Source organism: Brevundimonas sp., from assembly GCF_052436175.1.
Taxonomy (GTDB): Bacteria; Pseudomonadota; Alphaproteobacteria; order Caulobacterales; family Caulobacteraceae; genus Brevundimonas.
On the sequence record NZ_JBQVNM010000024.1, the window covers coordinates 14,419 to 35,115 of the forward strand.

Annotated in this window: 24 protein-coding genes; 11 read left to right on the forward strand and 13 right to left on the reverse strand. The window is 68.2% G+C overall.

All coding sequences use genetic code 11. The annotated features are described in order from the left end of the window. Positions 1 to 14: 14 nt before the first annotated feature. From ACT6QK_RS07580 to ACT6QK_RS07605, 6 genes are all read right to left on the reverse strand, one after another. Positions 15 to 638, reverse strand: a complete 624-nt coding sequence (locus ACT6QK_RS07580; protein ID WP_444597215.1) for a carbonic anhydrase — start codon at positions 636 to 638, stop codon at positions 15 to 17. A gap of 85 nt (positions 639 to 723) precedes the next feature. Beyond that, complete coding sequence (locus ACT6QK_RS07585; protein WP_444597216.1) at positions 724 to 1,050, reverse strand: YdeI/OmpD-associated family protein; 327 nt, start codon at positions 1,048 to 1,050, stop codon at positions 724 to 726. Positions 1,051 to 1,074: 24 nt separating this feature from the next. Continuing rightward, positions 1,075 to 2,991 (reverse strand): excinuclease ABC subunit UvrC, encoded by a 1,917-nt coding sequence (gene uvrC / locus ACT6QK_RS07590; RefSeq protein WP_444597217.1) that lies wholly within the window; start codon positions 2,989 to 2,991, stop codon positions 1,075 to 1,077. Positions 2,992 to 3,050: 59 nt separating this feature from the next. Beyond that, positions 3,051 to 3,497: a DMT family transporter gene (locus ACT6QK_RS07595; protein ID WP_444597218.1), complete on the reverse strand. Its 447-nt coding sequence runs from the start codon at positions 3,495 to 3,497 to the stop codon at positions 3,051 to 3,053. A 28-nt stretch (positions 3,498 to 3,525) separates the two neighbouring features. Continuing rightward, positions 3,526 to 4,455: an alpha/beta hydrolase gene (locus tag ACT6QK_RS07600; protein ID WP_444597219.1), complete on the reverse strand. Its 930-nt coding sequence runs from the start codon at positions 4,453 to 4,455 to the stop codon at positions 3,526 to 3,528. 77 nt (positions 4,456 to 4,532) lie between these two features. Beyond that, positions 4,533 to 5,003, reverse strand: coding sequence for an NUDIX domain-containing protein (locus tag ACT6QK_RS07605; RefSeq protein ID WP_444597220.1), 471 nt, complete (start codon positions 5,001 to 5,003; stop codon positions 4,533 to 4,535). A gap of 80 nt (positions 5,004 to 5,083) precedes the next feature. Between ACT6QK_RS07605 and ACT6QK_RS07610 the strand changes: the two genes are divergently transcribed. The 8 genes from ACT6QK_RS07610 to ACT6QK_RS07645 all read left to right on the forward strand — a co-directional run bounded on the left by ACT6QK_RS07610 (position 5,084) and on the right by ACT6QK_RS07645 (position 9,350). Further along, positions 5,084 to 5,503, forward strand: coding sequence for an acyl-CoA thioesterase (locus tag ACT6QK_RS07610; protein ID WP_444597221.1), 420 nt, complete (start codon positions 5,084 to 5,086; stop codon positions 5,501 to 5,503). Between the two features lie 133 nt (positions 5,504 to 5,636). Beyond that, entirely contained in the window at positions 5,637 to 6,059 is a 423-nt protein-coding gene (locus tag ACT6QK_RS07615; protein ID WP_444597222.1) for a dihydroneopterin aldolase, read from the forward strand. After that, positions 6,056 to 6,817, forward strand: coding sequence for an SDR family oxidoreductase (locus ACT6QK_RS07620; protein ID WP_444597223.1), 762 nt, complete (start codon positions 6,056 to 6,058; stop codon positions 6,815 to 6,817). The genes ACT6QK_RS07615 and ACT6QK_RS07620 overlap by 4 nt, the downstream gene beginning before the upstream one ends. Before the next feature lie 84 nt (positions 6,818 to 6,901). Then, positions 6,902 to 7,447 (forward strand): 6-pyruvoyl trahydropterin synthase family protein, encoded by a 546-nt coding sequence (locus tag ACT6QK_RS07625; RefSeq protein ID WP_444597224.1) that lies wholly within the window; start codon positions 6,902 to 6,904, stop codon positions 7,445 to 7,447. Next, a complete protein-coding gene (folB, locus tag ACT6QK_RS07630; protein WP_444597225.1) occupies positions 7,447 to 7,839 on the forward strand; it encodes a dihydroneopterin aldolase in 393 nt (130 codons plus the stop codon). The genes ACT6QK_RS07625 and folB overlap by 1 nt, the downstream gene beginning before the upstream one ends. A gap of 104 nt (positions 7,840 to 7,943) precedes the next feature. Beyond that, on the forward strand, positions 7,944 to 8,645 hold the full coding sequence (locus tag ACT6QK_RS07635) for a hypothetical protein (protein WP_444597226.1): 702 nt from the start codon (positions 7,944 to 7,946) through the stop codon (positions 8,643 to 8,645). A gap of 19 nt (positions 8,646 to 8,664) precedes the next feature. Continuing rightward, entirely contained in the window at positions 8,665 to 9,060 is a 396-nt protein-coding gene (locus ACT6QK_RS07640) for a hypothetical protein (protein WP_444597227.1), read from the forward strand. Between the two features lie 2 nt (positions 9,061 to 9,062). Continuing rightward, positions 9,063 to 9,350 carry a GNAT family N-acetyltransferase gene (locus ACT6QK_RS07645; protein WP_444597228.1) on the forward strand — a complete coding sequence of 96 codons (288 nt, stop codon included), beginning with the start codon at positions 9,063 to 9,065 and terminating at the stop codon, positions 9,348 to 9,350. A 6-nt stretch (positions 9,351 to 9,356) separates the two neighbouring features. On the opposite strand, the gene ACT6QK_RS07650 is transcribed toward ACT6QK_RS07645, so the two are convergent. Then, complete coding sequence (locus tag ACT6QK_RS07650) at positions 9,357 to 9,701, reverse strand: hypothetical protein (protein ID WP_444597229.1); 345 nt, start codon at positions 9,699 to 9,701, stop codon at positions 9,357 to 9,359. A 116-nt stretch (positions 9,702 to 9,817) separates the two neighbouring features. Here ACT6QK_RS07650 and ACT6QK_RS07655 point away from each other — a divergent pair, with 116 nt between their 5' ends. Together ACT6QK_RS07655 and ACT6QK_RS07660 are read left to right on the forward strand one after the other, a co-directional pair. Then, complete coding sequence (locus ACT6QK_RS07655) at positions 9,818 to 10,582, forward strand: electron transfer flavoprotein subunit beta/FixA family protein (RefSeq protein WP_444597230.1); 765 nt, start codon at positions 9,818 to 9,820, stop codon at positions 10,580 to 10,582. Further along, positions 10,583 to 11,512 (forward strand): electron transfer flavoprotein subunit alpha/FixB family protein, encoded by a 930-nt coding sequence (locus ACT6QK_RS07660; RefSeq protein WP_444597231.1) that lies wholly within the window; start codon positions 10,583 to 10,585, stop codon positions 11,510 to 11,512. It abuts the gene before it with no gap. 60 nt (positions 11,513 to 11,572) lie between these two features. Here ACT6QK_RS07660 and ACT6QK_RS07665 read toward each other — a convergent pair whose 3' ends face one another. The 5 genes from ACT6QK_RS07665 to ACT6QK_RS07685 form a co-directional block, all read right to left on the reverse strand. Further along, entirely contained in the window at positions 11,573 to 12,589 is a 1,017-nt protein-coding gene (locus tag ACT6QK_RS07665) for an NAD-dependent epimerase/dehydratase family protein (protein WP_444597232.1), read from the reverse strand. A gap of 53 nt (positions 12,590 to 12,642) precedes the next feature. Then, positions 12,643 to 13,152 carry a lipocalin family protein gene (locus tag ACT6QK_RS07670; protein ID WP_444597233.1) on the reverse strand — a complete coding sequence of 170 codons (510 nt, stop codon included), beginning with the start codon at positions 13,150 to 13,152 and terminating at the stop codon, positions 12,643 to 12,645. Between the two features lie 148 nt (positions 13,153 to 13,300). Continuing rightward, positions 13,301 to 16,729 carry an autotransporter outer membrane beta-barrel domain-containing protein gene (locus ACT6QK_RS07675; RefSeq protein ID WP_444597234.1) on the reverse strand — a complete coding sequence of 1,143 codons (3,429 nt, stop codon included), beginning with the start codon at positions 16,727 to 16,729 and terminating at the stop codon, positions 13,301 to 13,303. 110 nt (positions 16,730 to 16,839) lie between these two features. Beyond that, entirely contained in the window at positions 16,840 to 18,138 is a 1,299-nt protein-coding gene (locus ACT6QK_RS07680; RefSeq protein ID WP_444597235.1) for a sensor histidine kinase, read from the reverse strand. Then, on the reverse strand, positions 18,135 to 18,866 hold the full coding sequence (locus ACT6QK_RS07685; RefSeq protein WP_444597236.1) for a response regulator: 732 nt from the start codon (positions 18,864 to 18,866) through the stop codon (positions 18,135 to 18,137). The genes ACT6QK_RS07680 and ACT6QK_RS07685 overlap by 4 nt, the downstream gene beginning before the upstream one ends. Before the next feature lie 250 nt (positions 18,867 to 19,116). Between ACT6QK_RS07685 and ACT6QK_RS07690 the strand changes: the two genes are divergently transcribed. Continuing rightward, positions 19,117 to 19,824, forward strand: a complete 708-nt coding sequence (locus ACT6QK_RS07690; RefSeq protein ID WP_444597237.1) for an EF-hand domain-containing protein — start codon at positions 19,117 to 19,119, stop codon at positions 19,822 to 19,824. A gap of 138 nt (positions 19,825 to 19,962) precedes the next feature. On the opposite strand, the gene ACT6QK_RS07695 is transcribed toward ACT6QK_RS07690, so the two are convergent. Continuing rightward, positions 19,963 to 20,697: TolC family protein (locus tag ACT6QK_RS07695; protein WP_444597238.1), on the reverse strand; the 735-nt coding region annotated here is incomplete at its 5' end.

The window sequence follows — 20,697 nt, forward strand, 5'->3', positions numbered from 1 at the left end:
CTACTTTCGCCAAATCAGGCCAGAGGTTCGAACCGGCCCGGCCCCTTCAGCGCTCGCAGGATGCCGTCGGCGATGCCGAAATGCAGGCCGGTCAGTTCCAGATCGCCCGCTGCCTCCCGCTCGGCGATCCAGGGGAAGGTGCGCAGGTTCTCGATCGACAGCCGCACCACCGTCTCTTCGGCCAGGCGTTCTGCCGGCTCCTGCGGGAAGGTCTCGCAGACCAGCCGGACCACGGGCGCCGCCTGGGCCACCCAGGGGGCGACGAAGTCCCGGCAGTTGTCGGGGGCGCCGTTCAGCATGGCGTTGACCCCGCCGCAATAGGCGTGACCCATGACCACGATGCGGGAGACGCCCAGCACCTTGACCCCGAACTCCAGGGCGGCGGAGACGCCGTGGAGCTGTCCGTCGGGCTGATAGGGCGGCACGAGATTGGCGACGTTGCGCACCACGAACAACTGGCCCGGGGCCGCATCGAAGATCAGGGCCGGGTCGGCGCGGCTGTCGGAACAGGCCACCACCAGGGTGTGCGGCTTCTGGCCCTCGGCCAGGGCTTCATACTCGGCCCGCGCCTCGGGCCATTGGTCCTGACGGAAGCGGCGATAGCCGGCCAGCAGGGCGTCGGAGTCGATCTCGGTCATGAGGGCCGTATAATCGATCGGCGCCGCTTCGGGGAGAGGGGCTGTCTCTGGCGCGAAATCTGAGCCGGGCTGGACTGCGCCCAGCTCATCCGATTTCGCTGTGGCCGCCCTTGCGCGCCTTGCCGTCGATCAGCACCGCCTGCTGCCAGGCGCTGGGCGCCTTGTCGGTGCGGTGGATGCAGCCGGCCCAACAGCAGGGCCGCTTCTTGCCCTCGCGAAGTTCCTCGGTCGTGCGCAGGATGCGACGCTTGCGGGTCGCCGCCTGTTTGGCGTCCTCGACCCAGCAGATGAACTCGTTGCGGCCCAGCGGCGTCAGGCTCTGCCAGAGGGCCAGGATGTCCAACTCGGACTCGACCGCGACCCGCAGGTCGTCGCCGGCGATATGGACGGTGCCTTGTGCGAAATCACCCATGCCCGCGCCCTCCGATGACACATCCTAGCCGCGCGCCGCCGGATGGAAGAAGCCGTAAATCCGCTCGGCCAAGGCCCGGCTGACGCCGTCGACCTTTTCCAGATCGACGACCGAGGCGCGTCCCACCCCCTTGGCCGAACCGAAGGCGTGCAGCAGGGCCTTTTTGCGGCCGGGCCCGACGCCCTCGATCTCGTCCAGCGGGTTCTTCTTGATGTCCATGGAGCGGCGGGTGGCGTGGGCGCCGTTGGCGAAGCGGTGGGCCTCATCGCGCAGCCGCTGGATGTAGTAGAGGGCCGGCGACTTCAGCGGCAGCATGAAGGGCGGCTTGCCCGGCATGAAGAACTTCTCCAGCCCGGCGTCCCGGTCCGGCCCCTTGGCCACCCCGACGGCGGTGATGTCCTCCAGCCCCAGATCGGCCAGCACGGACTGCACCTCGGCCAGCTGACCCGCCCCGCCGTCGATCAGCAGGAGGTCGGGCCGGACCACGTCCTCGACGCCCTCCTCCTCGTCCTTGACCAGGCGGGTGAAGCGACGGCGCATGACCTCGCGCATCATGCCGTAGTCGTCGCCGGGGGTCAGGTCCTCGCCCCGTATGTTGAACTTGCGATACTGCGACTTCTGGAAGCCCTCGGGCCCGGCCACGATCATGCCGCCGACCGCATTGCTCCCCTGGATGTGGGCGTTGTCATAAACCTCGATCCGTTCGGGCCGGGCGTCCAGACCGAAGGCCTCGACCACTTCGTCCAGAATCTTGCCCTGGGCCGAGCTCTCGGCCAGCCGCCGGCCCAGGGCCTCTCGGGCGTTTGTCAGGGCGTGGTCGATCAGGGCCGCCTTGTCGCCGCGCAGGGGCCGTTCGATCGAGACCACCCGTCGCCCGTCGGTCTGTTTGGCCATCATGGAGAAGGCCTCTTCCAGAAGCTCCTTCTCGTGCGGAACCACATTCGACAGGATCTGCCGCGGCACCGGCTTGTCTTCGTAAAATTGGCCGAGGAAGGCGCCGAGGACCTCCGGGTCCGTGTCGGACCGGTCCACGCGCGGGAAATAGGCGCGGCCGCCCCAGTTCTGGCCGGCGCGGTAGAAGAAGACCTGTACGCAGGCCTGACCGCCTTCGGAGAACAGGGCGAAGACGTCGGCCTCCGCCACCCCCTCGGCGCTGACCGAGTTCTCCATGGCGATGGCCGACAGGGCGCGGATCCGGTCGCGGACCCGGGCCGCCTGTTCGAAGTCCATGTCGTCGGACGCGGCCTGCATCTCGGCCGACAGGCGGCCGATCACCGCCCGCGACTTGCCGCGCAGGAACTGCTCGGCCTCCCCGACCAGCTCGCCATAGTCCTCCAGCGAGATCAGGCCGGTGCAGGGCGCCGAGCACCGCTTGATCTGGTGCAGCATGCAGGGCCGGGTGCGCGTCTCGTAGACGCTGTCCGAACAGGACCTCAGCAGAAACGCCTTCTGCAGGGTCGTCAGGGTCCGGTTCACCGCCCAGGTCGAGGCGAAGGGGCCGAAATAGTCGCCCTTGATCGTGTGGGCCCCGCGGTGCTTCCTGACCTGGGGCGCGCGGTGATCGCGGCGGATCATCAGCTCGGCGAAGGACTTGTCGTCCCTGAGCACCACGTTGAAGCGGGGCTTCAGCTTCTTGATGAAGTTGGATTCGAGCAGAAGCGCCTCGGTCTCGGACGCCGTGACCACCAGCTCCATCGACCGGGTCAGGGACACCATCAGGCCGATGCGCTGGGTGTGGAACCGGCCCTGGGCGTACTGGAGGATGCGCTTCTTGATCGACCGCGCCTTGCCCACATAGAGGCAGGTCCCGTCCTCCCCGTACATGCGATAGACGCCGGGCTTGTCCGGCGCGCGCCGGGCCTCGTCCGCGATCAGGGCGGCGGCCGTCAGGGCGCCCTGCGTGGAGCCTTCTTCAGAAATCGATTCGTCCGTCTCGGCCATCGTCCCGCAATATAGGCACGTCGCCGGTCAGGGCGATGGCGGCAGTCGAACTTCGCCTCTCAGCCGCGCCGGGCCAGAACCACGCCGGCGAAGACCAGGGCCACCCCGGCGATCTTGCTGAGGCTCAGCGGCTGTTTCGGCACGCCGAACGCGCCGGTGGCGTCGAGCATCAGGCTGACGATCAACTGGCCGGCCACCATCAGGGTGATGGTCAGGGCGGCGCCGTAGCGCGGCACGGACCAAGCGGCGGCGATCACGAAGATGCAGCCGTAAAGCCCCCCGATCCAGGCCCAGGCCGGGAGCGCCCGCATCGCCGCCCCGTCCGGCCGCACCTGCATCACCGCCGCGGCGATGCCGAGCGCCAGCGTCCCGACCGCGAAGGAGATGAAGGCCGCATTCACCGGCGAGCCGACGGCGCCCATGAGCTTGGCGTTGGTCGGCGCCTGCAGCGCCGTCGCGCCGCCCGCCAGGATGATCAGACCGAGAGTGAGCCAGGAGGAGTTCATCCCGCCCGGTTAGCATGGCCCGAAGAGGTCAGCGAGAGGCCGCGCCTGCGTTCATCGCGATGAAGCCGGCGGCGCGATCCCCTTCCGGATCATCGGCCCGGCCGAAGTCGCGATTGATGGTCATGTGGGTCTCTCCCGGCGCGGACACCACCTCGGCCCGACCGCCCGCTCCGGTCAGGGCGGCGGCCAGCGCCCGGCTCTGGGCGGCTGCATCCTGTCGGCCGGCGACGTGGAAGATCAGGAAGGGCGGATAGGCCCTCCCCGCCTCCACACGCAGGGTCGGCGACAGGGCGGCGCGCTCCGAACCGCCCTCGGGCCCAAACGCCTGGTCGTACATGGCGTCCAGGGCCCGGCCGACGACGCCGGGGCCTCTCGGCCCGGTCGCGTCATAACCGGCGCCGTCCAGCAGGATGACCCCGCCCAGATCGGAGGGTTTCATTCCGACGGCGCCCAGATAGGCCGGATCGACGCCGACCAGGGCCGCCAGATGTGCGCCCGCCGAATGGCCTACGAGGAAGATCGGTCGTCCCGGAAGCGCGCGCCGCAGCGCCCCCACCGCCGCCGCGACATCCATCGCCGCCTCCCGCGCCGTGACCGCGGGCGCCAGCCGATAGCCGGCCGAGGCCAGGATCAGGCCGTGCCGTGTCGCATAGTCCGGCAGGGCGTTGACCATCCGCCGGTCGCCGCGCGACCAGCCGCCGCCGTGGACGAACATCAGGATCGGTCCGGAGCCAGGGTCGGCATAGAGATCGACCGACTGGAGCGGATCGGTCCCGTAGCTCAGGCTGCGAGCGGGCGGGATGTTCGACGCCGCCGCTCCCCTCCGCGCGGCCAGCCTGCCGCCTTGCCTGGGGCGACGGTCTGCGGATGGCGCCGTCGTCTGGGCCGCTGCCGGGGCGGTCGCCAGGGTCAGGGCGCCGATCAGCAGGAGGCGGCGGTCAAGGACAGGCAGGGACATGAGGGCGCTCCGGCGAGGCGAAACAGATGGCTTGTTCGGGTTCAACGCCGTCGCGCCGAAATCCCGTCTCAGCCCCGTCACCAGGCCGGATCGACGGGCGCCCCGCCGAAAATCTCCGCCAGCCGCGCCCGCGTCGAGCGATGGGCGTCGTCCGGCAGGTCGGCGGGGTCGAACCAGCCGACCTCGGCGATCTCGCCATGGCTGGTGCGCTGGCTGACGGTGAAGGCGTTCACGGCGAAGACCAACACATGATCGCCGCGAAAGAAGCGTTCGTTGGAATGGATCGAGACCAGCCGCGGCGGGGTGGTGGCGACCAGGCCCGTCTCCTCGCGCAGTTCGCGCACGGCCGCATCGGGCGTGGTCTCGCCCCGATCGACCCCGCCGCCCGGCAGCCACCAGCCGGCCAGATAGGTGTGCTTGACCAGCATGACCCGCCCTCGCGGATCGGTCGCCACAACCCGCACGCCCAGGGTCATGCCGCGCGTCAGGCGCGAGACGAGAAAGAACAGCGGCCGGGTGAAGGGCTCGATGCGTTGACGCCAATCCATGGCCTACGATGGCAGGCTCCCGACGCATGCGGAAGCGTTACGGTTTGACCGCTGACGCAAGTCACCCCTAGCATCCCGCCATGGCCCGTTCCGACTTCACCTTCGTCCACCGTTTCCGCGTTCGCTACGCCGAGGTCGATCCGCAGAACGTGGTCTTCAACTCGCGCTATCTGGAATACGCCGACCTGGTCACGACCGAGTTCCTGCGCGACTGCGGCCTGATCGAGAACGGCGAGCTGCATTTCGACGCCCACGTCGCTCATGCGGCCGTCACCTACAAGAAGCCGATCCGGGCCGACGAGGAGATCGACGGCTGGATGAAGGTCGATCGGATCGGAACCTCCAGCATGACCAAGCGGGTCGAACTGCACGGCGCGGACGCCGAAGACCTCAGGGCCGTGATCGAGCTGGTCTATGTCCACGTCGATCTGGCGACGGGCGCCTCGTCGCCGGTGCCGGACACTGTGCGCGCGGCCCTGATGCCGCAAGGCGCGGCCTGACGGCGCTTGAACCCGCGCGTCCGGCCCGGTATCAGCCGCATGGTTCAAGGGATCGTTTTCATGCTGGCTCTCTACATCATCCTCGGTTTCGTCGCCGTCCTCGGCGCCATCAACTGGTTCGAGTTCGGCCGGATTGACTGACCGGTTTTCGACGCCGGCCGTTTCCGAGGCGCCGCGCGACAGCGCCCGCGCCCTGCTGATCGGCGTCGAGGTGGATGTGCGCTGCGGCCTGCATCCCTGGGAGCGCCATCCCGAACGCCCCAATCGTCTGGTCGTCGATGTCGAGATGACGTCCGACTGGCCCGTGCCGACGACGGCCCACGACGGGTCTCCCCTTCCCGGCTATGTCGACTATGACCGGGTGCGCAATCACATCCTGTCCTGGCGTGACCGGGAGCATGTCGATCTGCTGGAAACCCTGATCGACGGCCTGACCGACTTCATCTTCGAGGACTCCGCCGTCACAGCCTGTCGCGTGCGCATCCTCAAACCCGACATCTTCGCCGAGACCGCAGGCGCAGGCGTCGAGGTCACGCGGCGCCGGCCGCGCCCGTGAGCGACCATCCCGTCATCCTGATCACCGGCGCCGCCCGCCGCGTCGGGGCGGGCCTCGCTCGGCGGCTGGCTGCGGACGGCCTCCGCGTCGCCGTACATCACCGCGGCGGCGCGACAGAAGCCGAGCAGGTGGTCGCCGATATCCGCGCATCGGGCGGAGATGCCCAGACCTTCGCCGCCGACCTGTCCGTCTCCGCCGAACGCACAGCCCTGATCGCCGACGTCATCTCAGCGTTCGGACGGCTGGACGTGCTGGTCAACAACGCCTCGACCTTCGCCTACGACACGCTCGAGACGATGACGGATCAGGACTGGGACGCCCATATCGCCGACAACCTGACCGCCCCGGTGATGCTGGCGCGCGATTTCGCCCGCGCCCTCGGAACGGGCGGGCATGGCGTCGTCATCAACATCCTCGATCAGAAGGTTCTGGCCCCCAATCCGGACTTCTTCTCCTATACGGCGGGCAAGATCGGTCTGGCGGGGCTGACGCAGACGATGGCCCTGGCTCTGGCCCCACGCATCCGGGTCATGGGGGTCGCGCCCGGCCTGCTCCTGCCCTCGGGCGCCCAGACCCAGGACGATTTCGAGCGCGCCTGGGTGGACACCCCGCTGGGCCTCGGCCCGACCCTGGACGATTTGGCCCGGACGATCCGCTACATCCTCGACACCCCCTCCCTGACCGGACGGATCCTGGCGGTGGACGGCGGCGAGAGCCTGGTCCGCCGCGCCCGCGACGTGGCCTTCGACGGGGTATGAAGGTGAGCCGCCTTTACTTCGCCGTCGAGCGGGTGTTGATGCGCCGCGCTCCGTCCGGCGGAGCCCTCACCGAGTTCCCGACCCGTGCCTGACATCCGTTTCACCCGCCGATTCTCGATGGCGCACCGGTTGCTGGCCGATGCGGCGTCGAAATGCGTCGTGCCGCACGGCCACAACGAGTTCGTCCATGTCGCCCTGCGCACCGACCGGGAGATGGATTTCGGCGGCTCCAACTACGTCGCCTCGTTCGAGCGGCTGAAGACCCGCTGGCACGGCTTCATCGACCGGGCCGTGGACCACGCCTTCCAGCTGAATGCGGCCGACCCTCTGCTGAAGTGGTTCCTGAGGGAAGAGCCCGCCCGCGCCTCTCGCCTGATGGTGTTCGAGGGCGATCCGACCAGCGAGGCCCTGGCTGTCGCCCTGCGCCGCAAGCTGGACGCCATCCTGAGCGACGAACAATCCGCCTTCCGCTGCGTCGCCCTGACCCTCGAAGAGACCCCGACCAATGCGGTCTCGATCGGCGAGACCCTGTCGCCCGGCGAACGCGCCTGGATGGCCGGAAGCTGGATCGACCGCGCCGACGAGACCATCAACGATCTTGGCGGCGACGCGCCCTGCGGAGCGGGCTGATGGACGGCGGCGCGACAGGATCAACCGCCATCGCCGACCTGCGCGTCGAGGGTCTGACCGTCTTCGTGCACGGCCTGGAAATCCAGGCCGGGATCGGCGTCTATGACCACGAACACGGCCGTCTGCAGCCCCTGATCATCGACGTGACGCTCGAACTCGCTCCGGCCGTGGTCGAGAGCCTGGCCGACACCGTGAACTACGAAGACGTCGCCGCCGCCGCCCGCGCCATCGTCGCCGATGGCCATGTCGGTCTGGTCGAAAAGTTCGCCGAACGCCTGGCGGTCGCCTGTCTCGATGACGCCCGGGTGCGCCGCGTCACGGTCCGGGTCGAGAAGCCGACCGCCCTCGAGGCCGCCAAGGCGGCGGGATGTGAGGTCGTTCTGGCGCGTTGAGCGGCCCGCGACGGTTGCGCTCCTCGCCCCGCCCCGCCATTGTCGGGCTCCGAGCATTGCAGCAGGACGTGGTCCCGAAAGGGACCGTCCGGAGTATTTTCCTGATGGCCGAACCCGGCGATCCGCCCCTGTCGTCAGACCCCGACCACGACGACCTGATCGGCTTCACCTCGGCGGCGTCGCTGGCCTCCACGAGACGCACTTCCGAGCCCTCGGGTCCGGTCACCGCAAGCTCGGATGGCGATCCTGAACAGGCCGGATTGTTCGACCCCCCGATCAACCGGATCGCGGCCCTGCGGGCGCGGCACGCTCCGTCGTCGAGCGCGGCCTTGAGCCCGACGGCGTCGACGCCCGTCTGGCCCGACGATGATGGCGTCTCCATCCCGCCCGCCGCTCCGGCGTCCGCAGGCGAACCCAGGGCGGATTTCGGCCGGGCGCCCGCGGTCAAGCCGCCCCGGTTCGAGGGCGTCGAAGGCGCCATGGGCCTGTTCGCCGTCTACGCCCTGATCCTGTTCGCCGTACCGACGCTGGGCGTCGCCGCCGCTGTGGCCCTGGCCGCGGTGACGGTGCGCCCGCGTCCCGATCAGGCCCTGGCCCGCAGCCATTTCGAGTTCCAGAAACGCACCCTGTGGATCGCGGCGATCGCGGCGGTTGTGGGCGTCGTGCTCATTGCGGTGAACCTCGGCGTCTTTGTGTTGTTCTTCGTCGCGGTTTGGATGCTGCTGCGCGGCGCCTGGGGGCTGAGGCTTCTGGCGCGAGGCGAGCCGATCGCCCGGCCGAACCAATGGCTGATCGCCGCCCGCTGACGAACAAGGATCCGAGCCGATGACCGACCTGCCGCCTCGCCTCGATACGCCATCCGGCCCGGTGCTGCACGGCGACAGCCACGGCAAGCCCGCCGCCCTGATCGCCTGGGGCCTCTACATCCTGTCGATTCCCAGCGCCAACCTGCTGGTGATCGTCGGCCTGATCGTCGCCTATGCCGGGCGGGATTCGGCCACCGGCGTGTCGCGCGCCCATATCGACGAACAGATCCGCCTGTTCTGGTCCGTGGTCTGGTGGACGATCGGGTTGTGGATCGTCGCTCTCGTCAGCTTCCTCACCGTGATCCTTTTTCCCCTAGGCCTGATCTGCCTTCTGGGGCTGTTCATCCTGCACGTCTGGTTCACGATCAAATCCGTCCTGGGGTTGATCAACCTGATCTCCGACAAGGCGCCCTGACCATGGGCGCGTTCCGCGACGAACCCGAGGCCCGGCGCTTCATCGAGGAATTCGAGACGGCCGACAGGTCCGAACACGCCGTCTGGGCCGACTACGCCGCCCAAGGCAAACGCCGCGCCCTGCTGCACGTCGAGGCCGAGGACGCCCTGCGCGGCTCCGGCGCCGCCGGACGGTTCATGCAGCATCTGGCCGACCACGCCCGCGCCGAGGGGCTGAGCCTGACCCCCATCTGCGGCTACGCCGTCGCCTGGTTCCGGCGACACCCCGACCAGGGCGATCTTCTGGCCTGAAAGGCTTCAGATGGCCGGACGGGTCTTGTCCAGAACCTGACGCTGAGCGGCCGCATCGGCGGCGGCGGCGGCCTGACGGCGAGCCGCCTCGTCCTCGGCCTTGACCACGTCGCGTATGTTGGCCTCGGACGCCTCTCGCCGGCTGACCCCGGCCGGGCGGCCGGTGATGCGCGGAATGTAGATTGGCGTCACGCAGCGTTTCTCCTCGGCGAAATACCACTGGCCCTCGGCGGCGCATTTGCGTTCTCCCGCCATCCAGAAATGCTGGAAGGTCAGGGTGCCGGTGGTGAGGATCGCGAACAGGCCGATAAACAGGATGCCCAGCCGCTTCATGCTCAGGTATCGGTTCATCTGCGGCTCCGGCTCGACCCCTTCGGAGGGTCAGGTTCACGTTACGTTACGTTGACAGGCGATCCAGCCCGTTCCATTGCCTGCACCCAGATTTCGGCGAAGGTATGGATCACACCATGAAAGTTCTCGTCCCCGTCAAACGGGTGATCGACTACAACGTCAAGGCCCGCGTGAAGGCGGACCAGACCGGCGTCGATCTTGCCAATGTGAAAATGAGCATGAACCCCTTCGACGAGATCGCCGTCGAAGAAGCCGTTCGGCTGAAAGAGGGCAAGGAGCATCACGCGGCGGGCACGGCGACCGAGATCGTCGTCGTCTCCATCGGCGTGACCCAGGCCCAGGAAACCATCCGCACCGCCTTGGCCATGGGCGCCGATCGCGGCGTCCTGATCCAGTCTGACGCCGACCTCGAACCCCTGGCCGTCGCCAAGCTGCTGAAGGCCGTGGTCGATGAGGAAAAGCCCGATCTGGTCTTGATGGGCAAACAGTCGATCGACGGCGACAACAACGCCGTGGGTCAAATGCTGGCCGCCCTGCTCGACTGGCCCCAGGCCACCTTCGCCGCGAAGATCGAGATCGCCGACGGTTCGGCCAAGGTCACCCGTGAAGTCGACGGCGGAAACCAGACCCTGTCGGCGCCCCTGCCGGCCGTGGTCACCGTGGACCTGCGCCTCAACACCCCGCGCTACGCCTCCCTGCCCAACATCATGAAGGCCAAGAAGAAGGAGATCGCCATGAAGGCGGTCGCCGACTACGGCGTCGATGTCGCCGACCGGCTGAAGGTCGTGAAGGTCACGGCCCCGCCGGTCCGTTCCGCCGGGATCAAGGTGGCCGACGCCGCCGAACTCGTCTCCAAACTCAAGACCGCAGGAGCCCTGTAAATGGCCGTCCTCGTCATCGCCGATCACGACGGTTCGACCGTCCGCGACAGCACCCACAAGACCGTGACCGCCGCCCTGGCCCTGGGCTCGGACGTCGATGTTCTGGTCGTCGGCTCGGGCGCCAAGGCCGCCGCCGACAGCGCCGCCAAGATCGCCGGGGTCCGCAAGGTCCTCCTGGCCGAAAGCGGCGAGCTGGGCCACCAGCTGGCCGAGGCCGTGACCGCGACCGTCGTCGGTCTGGCCGGCGGCTACGACGCCATCCTCTCGCCGGCCACCATGGACGGCAAGAACTTCATGCCGCGCATCGCCGCCAAGCTGGACGTCGCCCCGATCTCGGACATCGTCGAGGTCGTCTCCGCCGACACCTTTGTCCGCCCCATCTACGCCGGTAACGCGCTGGAGACCGTCCAGTCCTCGGACGCCAAGAAGGTCATCACCGTCCGCGCCACCAGCTTCGCCCCGGCGGCAGAAGGCGGTTCCGCCCCGATCGAGAGCGTCGCCGGTTCGGACGCCGGCAAGGCGGCCTTCGTCGGCGAGGAGATGGTCAAGTCAGACCGCCCCGAACTGGGCGCCGCCAAGATCGTCGTCTCAGGCGGTCGCGCCCTCGGCTCGGCCGAGGAGTTCCACGCGGTGATCGAGCCCCTGGCCGACAAGCTGGGCGCCGCCGTGGGCGCCTCGCGCGCCGCCGTGGACGCCGGCTATGCACCGAACGACTATCAGGTCGGCCAGACCGGCAAGGTGGTCGCGCCGGGCCTCTATATCGCCGTCGGCATCTCGGGCGCCATCCAGCATCTGGCGGGCATGAAGGACTCCAAGGTCATCGTCGCCATCAACAAGGATCCCGACGCCCCGAACTTCCAGGTCGCAGACTACGGCATCGTCGGCGATTACAAGACGGTCGTGCCGGAACTGATGGCCGCTCTCGGCTGATCTGTCGGTCCACACCGAGACAATGGCCCGACCGCTCCGGCGCGTCGGGCCTTTTTCGTTTCAGACGCCGTAGTAGTCGCGGTACCAGTCCACGAACCGCGCCACCCCCTCCGACACCGGGGTCGAGGGCCGATAACCGGTCAGGGCCTCCAGCAGTTCGGCCGAGGCCCAGGTGGCCGGCACGTCGCCGTCCTGCATCGGCAGGAAGGTCTTCCTGGCCTCCATGCCCAGCGCGCTCTCGAGCGCCGCCACATAGGCCATCAGGCCGCTCGGCGACCCTCCGCCGATATTGACCAGCCGATAGGGCGCCACGGGCGAAAGGGTGTCGTCAGGTATGACGGCCATGCCCTCCCTGGCGTCCGGGTGCGGTGGGGGCCGGTCGGCCAGCCGCACGATGGCCTCCACCAGATCGTCGATGAAGGTGAAGTCCCGCGACATCCGACCCTCGCCGTAGATCTCGATCGCCTGTTGGTCGAACATGGCCCGGGTGAACTTGAACAGGGCCATGTCCGGCCGTCCCCACGGCCCATAGACGGTGAAGAAGCGGAAGGCCGTCGTCGGCGTGCCGAACAGATGGGCGTAGGAATGCGCCATCAGCTCGTTCGACGCCTTGGTCGCCGCATAGAGGGTCATGGGATGGACCGCGACGTCCGTCTCCCGGAACGGCATGGTGGTGTTGGCGCCATAGGCCGAACTGGTCGAGGCCAGCAGCAGGTGAGACGGCGGCGCCCGCCGCGCGGCCTCCAGCACGGTCGCCGTCCCCACCAGATTGGCCGAAACATAGGTCTCGGGATGGTCGATGCTGTAGCGAACCCCCGCCTGGGCCGCGAGATGGATCACCACATCCGGCCGCGCCGCGCTCCAGGCTTCGCCGAGCGCCTCCGCGTCCTCAAGCGCCGCCCGGTGCACGGAGAACCCCGGGAACGCCTCAAGCGCCGCATTCCGCGCCTCTTTCAGCGACGGATCATAATAGGCCGAGAAGCTGTCGTATCCGGCCACCACATGGCCCGCCTCCAGCAGGCGCCGCGCCAGATGAAAGCCGATGAAACCGGCCGATCCCGTGATCAGATAACGCATGGCTCTCCCCGCCTCACCATGCCGGAATAGACCGGCGCCGGGAAGCCGGGCCGTCAGGATTCCGGCTGCTGTGTCGGACGCAGGATCGAGAGGTCGTAGCCCAGGGCGCTCGCCCGGTTCATGATCGTCTCACGGACCTGGGGCGACGGTCGGGGCGCACGCGACAACAGCCACAGATAACGGCCCGACGGCTCGCCCACGATCGACCACGAATAGTCTTCGGCGTGATCCAGCACCCAGTAGTCGCCGAGGTAGAAGGGCCCGAAGAAGGACACCTTCAGCTTGGCGCCGCCGCTGCCCTCGACCACCTTGGCCCTGCCTTCGACCGTCCGCAGCTCGCCGTTCAGTCCGTCCTGGCGACAGGTGTTGACCACCCCGACCAGGCCGTCGTCGCGCAGGGCGTAGGTCGCGGTGACGGCCTCGCACCCGCGCTGGAAGCCGGCCTCATATCGCCCGATCTCGTACCAGCGACCGGCGTACCGCGTCAGATCGACCGACCTGGCGGGCTGGGGGACGGCCGTATTGCCGACAGGGCCCCGCTGGAAGGTGGCGCAGGCGGTCAAGACAAGGGCGATTCCGGCAAGCAGAACCACGGGAACAAGGCGTTTCATGGCGGCGGAACGACGGGCGATCGGCCAAGGTTCCTGACGACGACAACCGACCGGGTGCAGGGGCCGCGCCATGGAGCCGCGCTGCGCAGGCGCGCCGCCTTCAAAAGCGGAAGCTGGCCCTGAGAAGCAGGCTGTAGCGAACCATATCCTCCAGCAACTGCGCGTCTCCCGAGACCATAAGCCGGCCCATCGTGTTCCCGATGGTCAGCCCAAACCCGAGGGTCGGCCCGCCGCCCGTGACCGCATCGCTCGTGAGGCTGAAGGACGATCCGCCGCTTGCATAGCGGGCGACGGTCTCTCCGGCGTCATAGGCGAGGGTCTGCTTCCAGCCGAGCCGAAGCTCGGGTCGCAGCCATCCGTCTTCGCCGAACCCGTAGCCCAGGTTGAGCACAGCCACGGCATTCGCCAGCGATCCATCCCGACCGTCGATCTCCAGATCGAAACTGTCCCCTCCGCCGGTCTCCACGCGGTCGCTTTCCGTCAGGGCGAAGACTTCGGCATAGACCTCCGGCCTGACACTGAAGCGACCAAACCGGCGTTCGTAGGATGCTCCGGCTGCGGCTGAGAGGGTGAACCCGTCCCAGTCCGCCTCGTTCTGTATGTTGATGCTATCGTCCACGAGGGTCCGAACAGAACTGAACGTGGCATATCCGGCGGCGGCGCGCGCCCACGTCGACCAGCCTCGGCCCTGGGCCCTCCAGTACAGGCCGAGTTCGACGAGGGTGGCGGACAAGACCTCTTCCGCCTCGGATTCGGGATCCTCGAGGTCCGACGAGGTCACGGCGAACGAGGCGCCCACGACACCGCCCGACGTCATGGTCTCGTAGCCGCCCGCCACCCCGAACCCGTCCGCGCGAAAGCCATAGGTCTCGGTCCGGTCCTTGTCGGCGTAGAAGTTGATCTCCTGGGCCCAGCCGCTGACTTCGCCGGGCGCCAGGACGGCGTTGCGGCCGGCCAGGGCGCGCGTCACCGCATCCACGCCATTGGCGAGCGACTGGAGCGTCCCCCCCGAATGATCCGGCAGCGTCTGCTCGTAAAGGTTGATGAAGTCCGCTCTCGTCTCGGTGGCCAGAAAGGCGTCGAGAACATCGTCGTCGCGATCCAGGGCCGCGTAGAAGGCGTCATAGGCCGCCGTCTCGACCCCGGAGAAGCCGATCTCGGCCGCGGTCCGGCGCCGCACGTCCACATTGACCGCATTGAGATCCCGATCGACCGAGAATGACGCCACCACCAGGTAGGGCGCAGTCTCTTCCGCCAGGCGACCCGACACGTCCCCATAGTCCAGGCTGTTCGCCGTCACGATGGAGAAGCGCGCGCTTTCCTGAATCAGCGAGGTCAGGCGCACTCCGAGCGACGCCTTGTCGGCGAACGAGGCCGCCCCCGTAACGGCGAAGCCGCCGGATGTCCGCGTCGCCGGATCGATCGAGACAATCAGTTGACCGCCGTCTCCAACGGACAGGGAGGAGACGGTCGTCGCGGACGCCTGGCGCGCATCGAGCGTGCCATTCTCCACGGCGATATCCAGGCGGCCGTCGCTGTCCGAGATCACGCCTCGATAGGCGGCGGTTCCACTGATCGCGAGCCGGTCGGCGCCGTCCCCGAAGGAGACGTCTCCCTGTATGGTTCCGTTGCGCAGATCGATGAGGTCCGCTCCGGATCCCAGCAGGATTTCTCCGGAGATGAGCGGTTCCTCGTAGTCGTAAACGCCGTCGTTGTCGTCGTCGTTGTCGTCGTCATCCTCCGCGTCAGGAACGCCGTCGTCGTCGTCGTCGGGATCCTCGTCGTCGAAGACGTCGTCGCCGTCGCTGTCCGTCAATCTCTGATTCGAGGACGCCGTCTGGATGAGGCGTACGCCCGTGACGTTGGCCGACAGGTCCAGAGCGATCTGGCGCCCCGTTGTGACCTCGTCTGCGGCGTCCTCGTTGTCGTCGTCGGTGTCGTTGATGTTGTCGGTGGCCGACAGGGTTCCATAGATCGACCCCGAGTTCTCGATCGTCGACAGCTGACCGGATCGGTCAAGCACGGCGATAGCGTCGCCGGCCTCGCCATAGACCACGCTGGCGATCACGCCCGAATTGGTCATGGACGTCAGGGAGCCGCCCTCGTCGATCTGGAGGGCCGTCGCCCGGTCGCGCCCCTCGCTGGTGGTGACGGCCTGCACGGTTCCGGTATTCACAAGGGCTGGCACGCTGGCCCCTGCGCCGATGGCCAGGGCCGTGCTCGATCCCTCGGACGCGGACGCCGAGATGGCGCCGTCATTGCGGACGCCGCCGGCCACAACGACGCGACCGCCTCCGCTCACGCCAATCTGCAGCCCGGTCACGTCAATGTCGTCATAGACCCCGACCGCCGCAATCGACCCTTCGTTGATGAGGCCGTAGGCGTCATCGCCCGTCCCGACCGCGCCGATCCTTACGTCCGACGTCTGTGATCCGATCACCAGCGCCGGCGCGCCGCCGTAGGTCGTGAGCGATGCGGTGTCCTCGTTCTCATCCAGAATGCCGTCGCCATCCAGATCGTCGTCGTCCTCATTGATGACGCCGTCGCCGTCGTCATCCTCCTGGCCGTCTTCGACGCCGTCGCGGTCGGCATCGTCGTCGTCCCCGCCCCCTGCCGCATAGCCGGGCGTCGATCCCAGAAGGATGCCCCCGGCCACGTCTCCCGCGACCACGAGGGCCGAGCCGCTCCTCAGCAGATCGTCCGCGTCAAGATCCTCGAGGTAAAGTGTGTCGTCGGCCAGATCGACCTCCTCCCGCTCCTCCTCCGTGAGGTCCGAGAGCGAGGTCGGCGCCGTGGTGTAGCGGAACCCGTTGGTGCTGATGCTCGACTGGATCTGCAGCCGACCCGAGACATCGCCCTCCACCGACACGCCGACGGCATTCTCGCCGTTTGCCGAGACGGACGAGCCGCTCAGCAGGACGCGCCCGTTCACATTCCCCGTGAGGCGGACCCCGAAGGTGTCGTCCCCGACAACCGAAACGGCGCCGAGCAGATCGATATTCCCGATCAGATCCGTTTCCAGCGAAAGGCCCGAGGAGGCGTTGCCCTCGACATAAACAGAGCCCGCATCCTCGATCTTGATATCCCCGATCCGTGCGCCGTCGCCCGTGACCCTGACGCCGTATCGGTCACGGCCGACCGCATAGGGACCATCCGTATCGCCGTCCTCATCGTCGTCTTCATTGCCGTCCTGATCGTCGGTGATGGAGATCGCGCCGTCGATCGACAGGTCCCCGGTCTGGCCGCCTCTCAGAAGAACGCCGGTGGCGCCGTCTTCGGCCTCGTCGATCTGGATGTAGGAGCCTTCCTCCAGCGTGATGTCGTTGTCGGAATCGCCCGTGATCGCCGTCCCGGAGGTCAGCTCGATGGCGCCGTCCTCCGTGATGCGGATGTCGGCGGCCTCTGAGCCGGCCGCATTCGACGTCAGGATGGGGCTCGTGCGGGTCGTCGATACGACGACCTGGGCCTGAGCCCCTGCTGCGACCAGAAGGGGCGCGGCTGTAAAGGCCAAGGCATATCTGGCGAGCATGTTTGAGGCGTTCCCGTTCGTCCGATGTCGAAGACGACGCATGGGCAAGCCGGATGGCGTTTCTAGGTTGGGTTTGTTTCGAGTCCGGCACAGTTCGGTTCCGTCGGCCGTCAGTCGCCGAGGCCGCCTCCGGCAAGCGGGAGGCGGACCAGGGCGCGAAGCCCCTGCGGCGCGAGATTCTGGAGCGAAACGCCTCCGCCGTGGGCCCGCACGATGCTCCGCACGATCGAAAGACCGAGGCCGATCCCCGACGCGTCCTGCCCCAATCTCACATAGGGTTCGAACACGCGCTCGAGGTCCGCCTCCTCCAGCCCCGGGCCAGGGTCGTCGACCTTCAGGATCGCCCAGCCGCTCTCCACCTCGACGCGGCAGACGACGCATCCGCCGTAGGTCAGGCCGTTGTCGACAAGATTGCCGACGACCCGGCGAAGGGCGCCCTCATCCGCCAGCACGACCGGATCGGCCGCGCCCTCCACGACCACATCTGCGCCGGCCAGGGACATGTCGTCGACGACCGCCGCCACCAATGACAACAGATGCAGGGGTATGCGCTCGGGCGGTGTCGCCGCGTCCTTGACGAACACCAGAGCCCCCTCGACCATCCGGTTCATCCGCTCGATCTCGGCCTCGGCCCGTGCGCGCGCGGCAGGCGACAGGCCCTCCAGCTGAAGCCGCAGACGCGTCAGGGGCGTGCGCAGGTCATGGGCGATGGCGCCCACCATCCGGACCCGGTCGTCGATGTAGGCGCGCAGCCGGCCCTGCATGTCGTTGAACGCCTTGATCGCCAGGACCACCTCGGCTGGACCGGCCTGCTTCATCGGAGGAGCGTAGGGATCGTGGCCCAACCTGTCGGCCGCCTCGGCGAAGGCGGTGATCGGGTAGGTCAGCCGAGCTCCGAGAAAGGCGGCGACGGGCGCTATGCAGACCAGGCTGACGACCAGCCACAGCCCCATCCTGCCGAGCATCTGGGAGGGATCGTGCATCTGCTCGCGCGCTCCCACCCATTTCCCGTCGACACGAACGGCGGCCCGGTAGCCCCCCACCAGCACCGGATCGATGCGGGTCCGATCCCGGAGAGCCACGGGCACGATCATGGGCCCTTCCTGCCAGAGGCGGACGTCCTCGGCAGCGACGCCGAGCCGATCGGCCAGGAGGGGCTCCATGTCCGCGACCCGCAAACGCGCCAGCCCCGGCTGAAACGCCTCCCGACGGGCGTCAGACGAAGACCGGGCGGTCGCCAGCGCCTCGGCGATCTCGCTGACATGGACGACCATCGGACCGGGCGGCGGCGTCAACGAAAAGAACAGGACCCCGCCGACGATCTGGGCGGCCAGAAGCGTCACCGCCAGAAGCCCGACCAGACGGGCCAGCAGGGTCGTCGGTATCCGCGGGCGTCTGCCGCGGATCACTGGCGGACCACGGCAGCGTTGAACAGATAGCCTTCCGAGCGGATCGTGACGATGATCTCCTGCCCGTTGGCGCCCAGTTCAAGCTTCTTGCGCAGCCGGCAGATCAGGGTGTCCACGACGCGGCTGGAGTAGGGTTTGTCCTCGAGCTCCAGCACCGCCCTCAGCCTGGCCCGCGTCAGGATCTCGCGTGGATGGTCGATGAAGCTCATCAGCAGCTGGAACTCGCCCATCGACAGGGGCACGAGAACGCCCTCCGGCGTGAACAGCTGGTGGCGCGCACGCCTCACCCTCCAGCCCAGGAAGCAGTGGTCGCGGGGCTTGTTCGGATCCTCGAGCGAATGGGTCCGCCGTCGCAGCAGCGCCCGGATATGGGCCAGCAGTTCGCGCGGGTTGAACGGCTTGGGTAGATAGTCGTCCGCGCCAAGCTCCAGACCTATGATGCGGTCCACGTCGGTGCCCTTGGCGCTCAGCATGATGATCTGCAGCCGGGGATTGGCGCTCAGCCGCAGGCAGACCGACAGCCCGTCCTCGCCCGGCATCATGATGTCGAGCAGGACGACATGAATGTCGTGGTCCTCGATCACACGGTCCATCTCGACCGCGTCGCCCGCGCTGAACACCCGGTAGCCCTGCTCGGCGATATAGGCGCCCAGCTCATGCCGCACGCCCGGATCATCGTCGACCACCAGGATGTTCGGCGGGCTGTCGAGCAAATGGCCGTCGATCATGTCATGCCCCCGGTCGCCCCACCGCCGCAGTCTCCGCCAAGGCCTGGTCGCGCGCCGGAGACGCAGGAGTCATGTTGAGCGCGCGAGGCGGATTGATGGCCGGACGACGTGCCAATGTTTCAACCTTGAAACACTTGATTTCGCTAGACTATTTTTCGTCGCTCGGCCCGGGTATTGCAGCCTTTCGCCCGTCGGGACGCCGGCCATTCGGGCGGCGGGACATCGACGTTCTGCACAAAGGGGAACCATCATGCAGATATCCTCCGCTTCTTCCGCCGTTTCGGGCATGGGCCTGCAAGCCCTGCGCGATCTTTTCCAACCCGCGGCTGAGACCGGCGCCGGGCAAACCCTGCCCAGCACCCCATCCAGATCGTCCTCCCTGGCCATGTTTTCGGGACCGCCGCCCGCCAGCCTGAACGGCGGAGGTTTCAACACCGGCACAATGGCCTCCCTCCTGGGCTCTCAGGAAGCGGGCTCCACGCCGGGCGACCGGCTCGTCGGCGAGGTCGATACCGATGGGGACAGCGCGATCAGCATCGAGGAGCTCGCCGCCTCCTTGAACACCGATGCTGCTAGCCTGGCTCAAACCTTCGGCGAGATCGACGCCGACGGAGACGGCAAGGTCACCGGCACGGAACTCGACAGCGGATTGAAGGCCATGTTCGAGACGAACGGGCCGCCCCCGCCGCCCTCCGGATCCGACATCGCCTCGATGCTTATGAGCGCCGCCGATACGGACAGCGGCGGCTCGCTGAGCCTGGACGAAATCCTTTCCGCGCTCGGCGAGACGGACGAGGATGGGGCCGCCGAAACCTTCGCCGCATACGACGCCGACGGCGACGAGGCCCTGAGCTCAAAAGAGCTGAGTGCGGCGATCGAGGCCATGATCAGCCGCCAGTTGTCAGCCTACGCCGCCCAGGGCCAGCAGGTCGACTGGACGACGTCCCTGGCCGCGTAGGAATGATCGGGGGCCGCCGCTTCACCGCGACGGCCCCCGACGTCCTCGTCGGAAGGGCGCGCTGAGTTTTCAAGTGGCGCTTTCGGCACGCTCTCGGGCGACAGCCGCCGTCGCCGCTGAACGACGCCCGCCCCTGGGCTAGACCCGACCGCCCAGACCGGTCGCGGCGTTCAGACGCGCGTAGGCGATGAGAGCCTCGCCTTGGGCCGCAGCGTGTTCGGCCATGGCGTCCGCCGCCGCCCTGCGCGCGGTCAGCACCTCGAGAAAGGGCGAAACCCCGGCCCTGTACCTCCCGGTCGCCAGCCTCACCTGATCCTCAGCGGCATCCGAGGCGTCCGCCAGCGTCCCGGCCCGCGCTTCGGCTGACGCGAGGGCGGCGAGCGCGGTCTCGACCTCCGACAGGGCGTCCATGGCGGCCTGGCGGTAGGCGATCTCGGCCTGGGTGCGGCGAGCGTCAGCGGCGTCGCGCGCGCTCTCCAGCCGGCCGAAGATGAACAGAGGCGCGGTCAGGCCGCCCGCGATCTGGCTGAGGAAGCCGGAGGCCGTGAAGGGCGTCTCGGGATCGACCGCCTGCCCGCCCAGGGCCGCGCTCAGCGACAGGGTCGGCCAGAAGTCACGTCGTGCTGCCCGCGCCTCGGCCCCGGCGGCCCAGAGCTGAAGTTCTGCGGCGCGCAGGTCCGGGCGGCGGGCGAGGACAGCGGCGGGGGCCGACAGGGCGCGGACGGCGGGGGTCTCGAAGGCGGCCGTGGTCGGCTGGGTGAGGGCGGCGGTCAGGGCGCCGGGGTTGAGGCCGAGCAGGGCCTCCAGACCCAGCCGCGCCTCCTCGGCCGCCTGACGCGCGGCGATGGGCCGGGCGCGGGCGGAGGCGAGGGC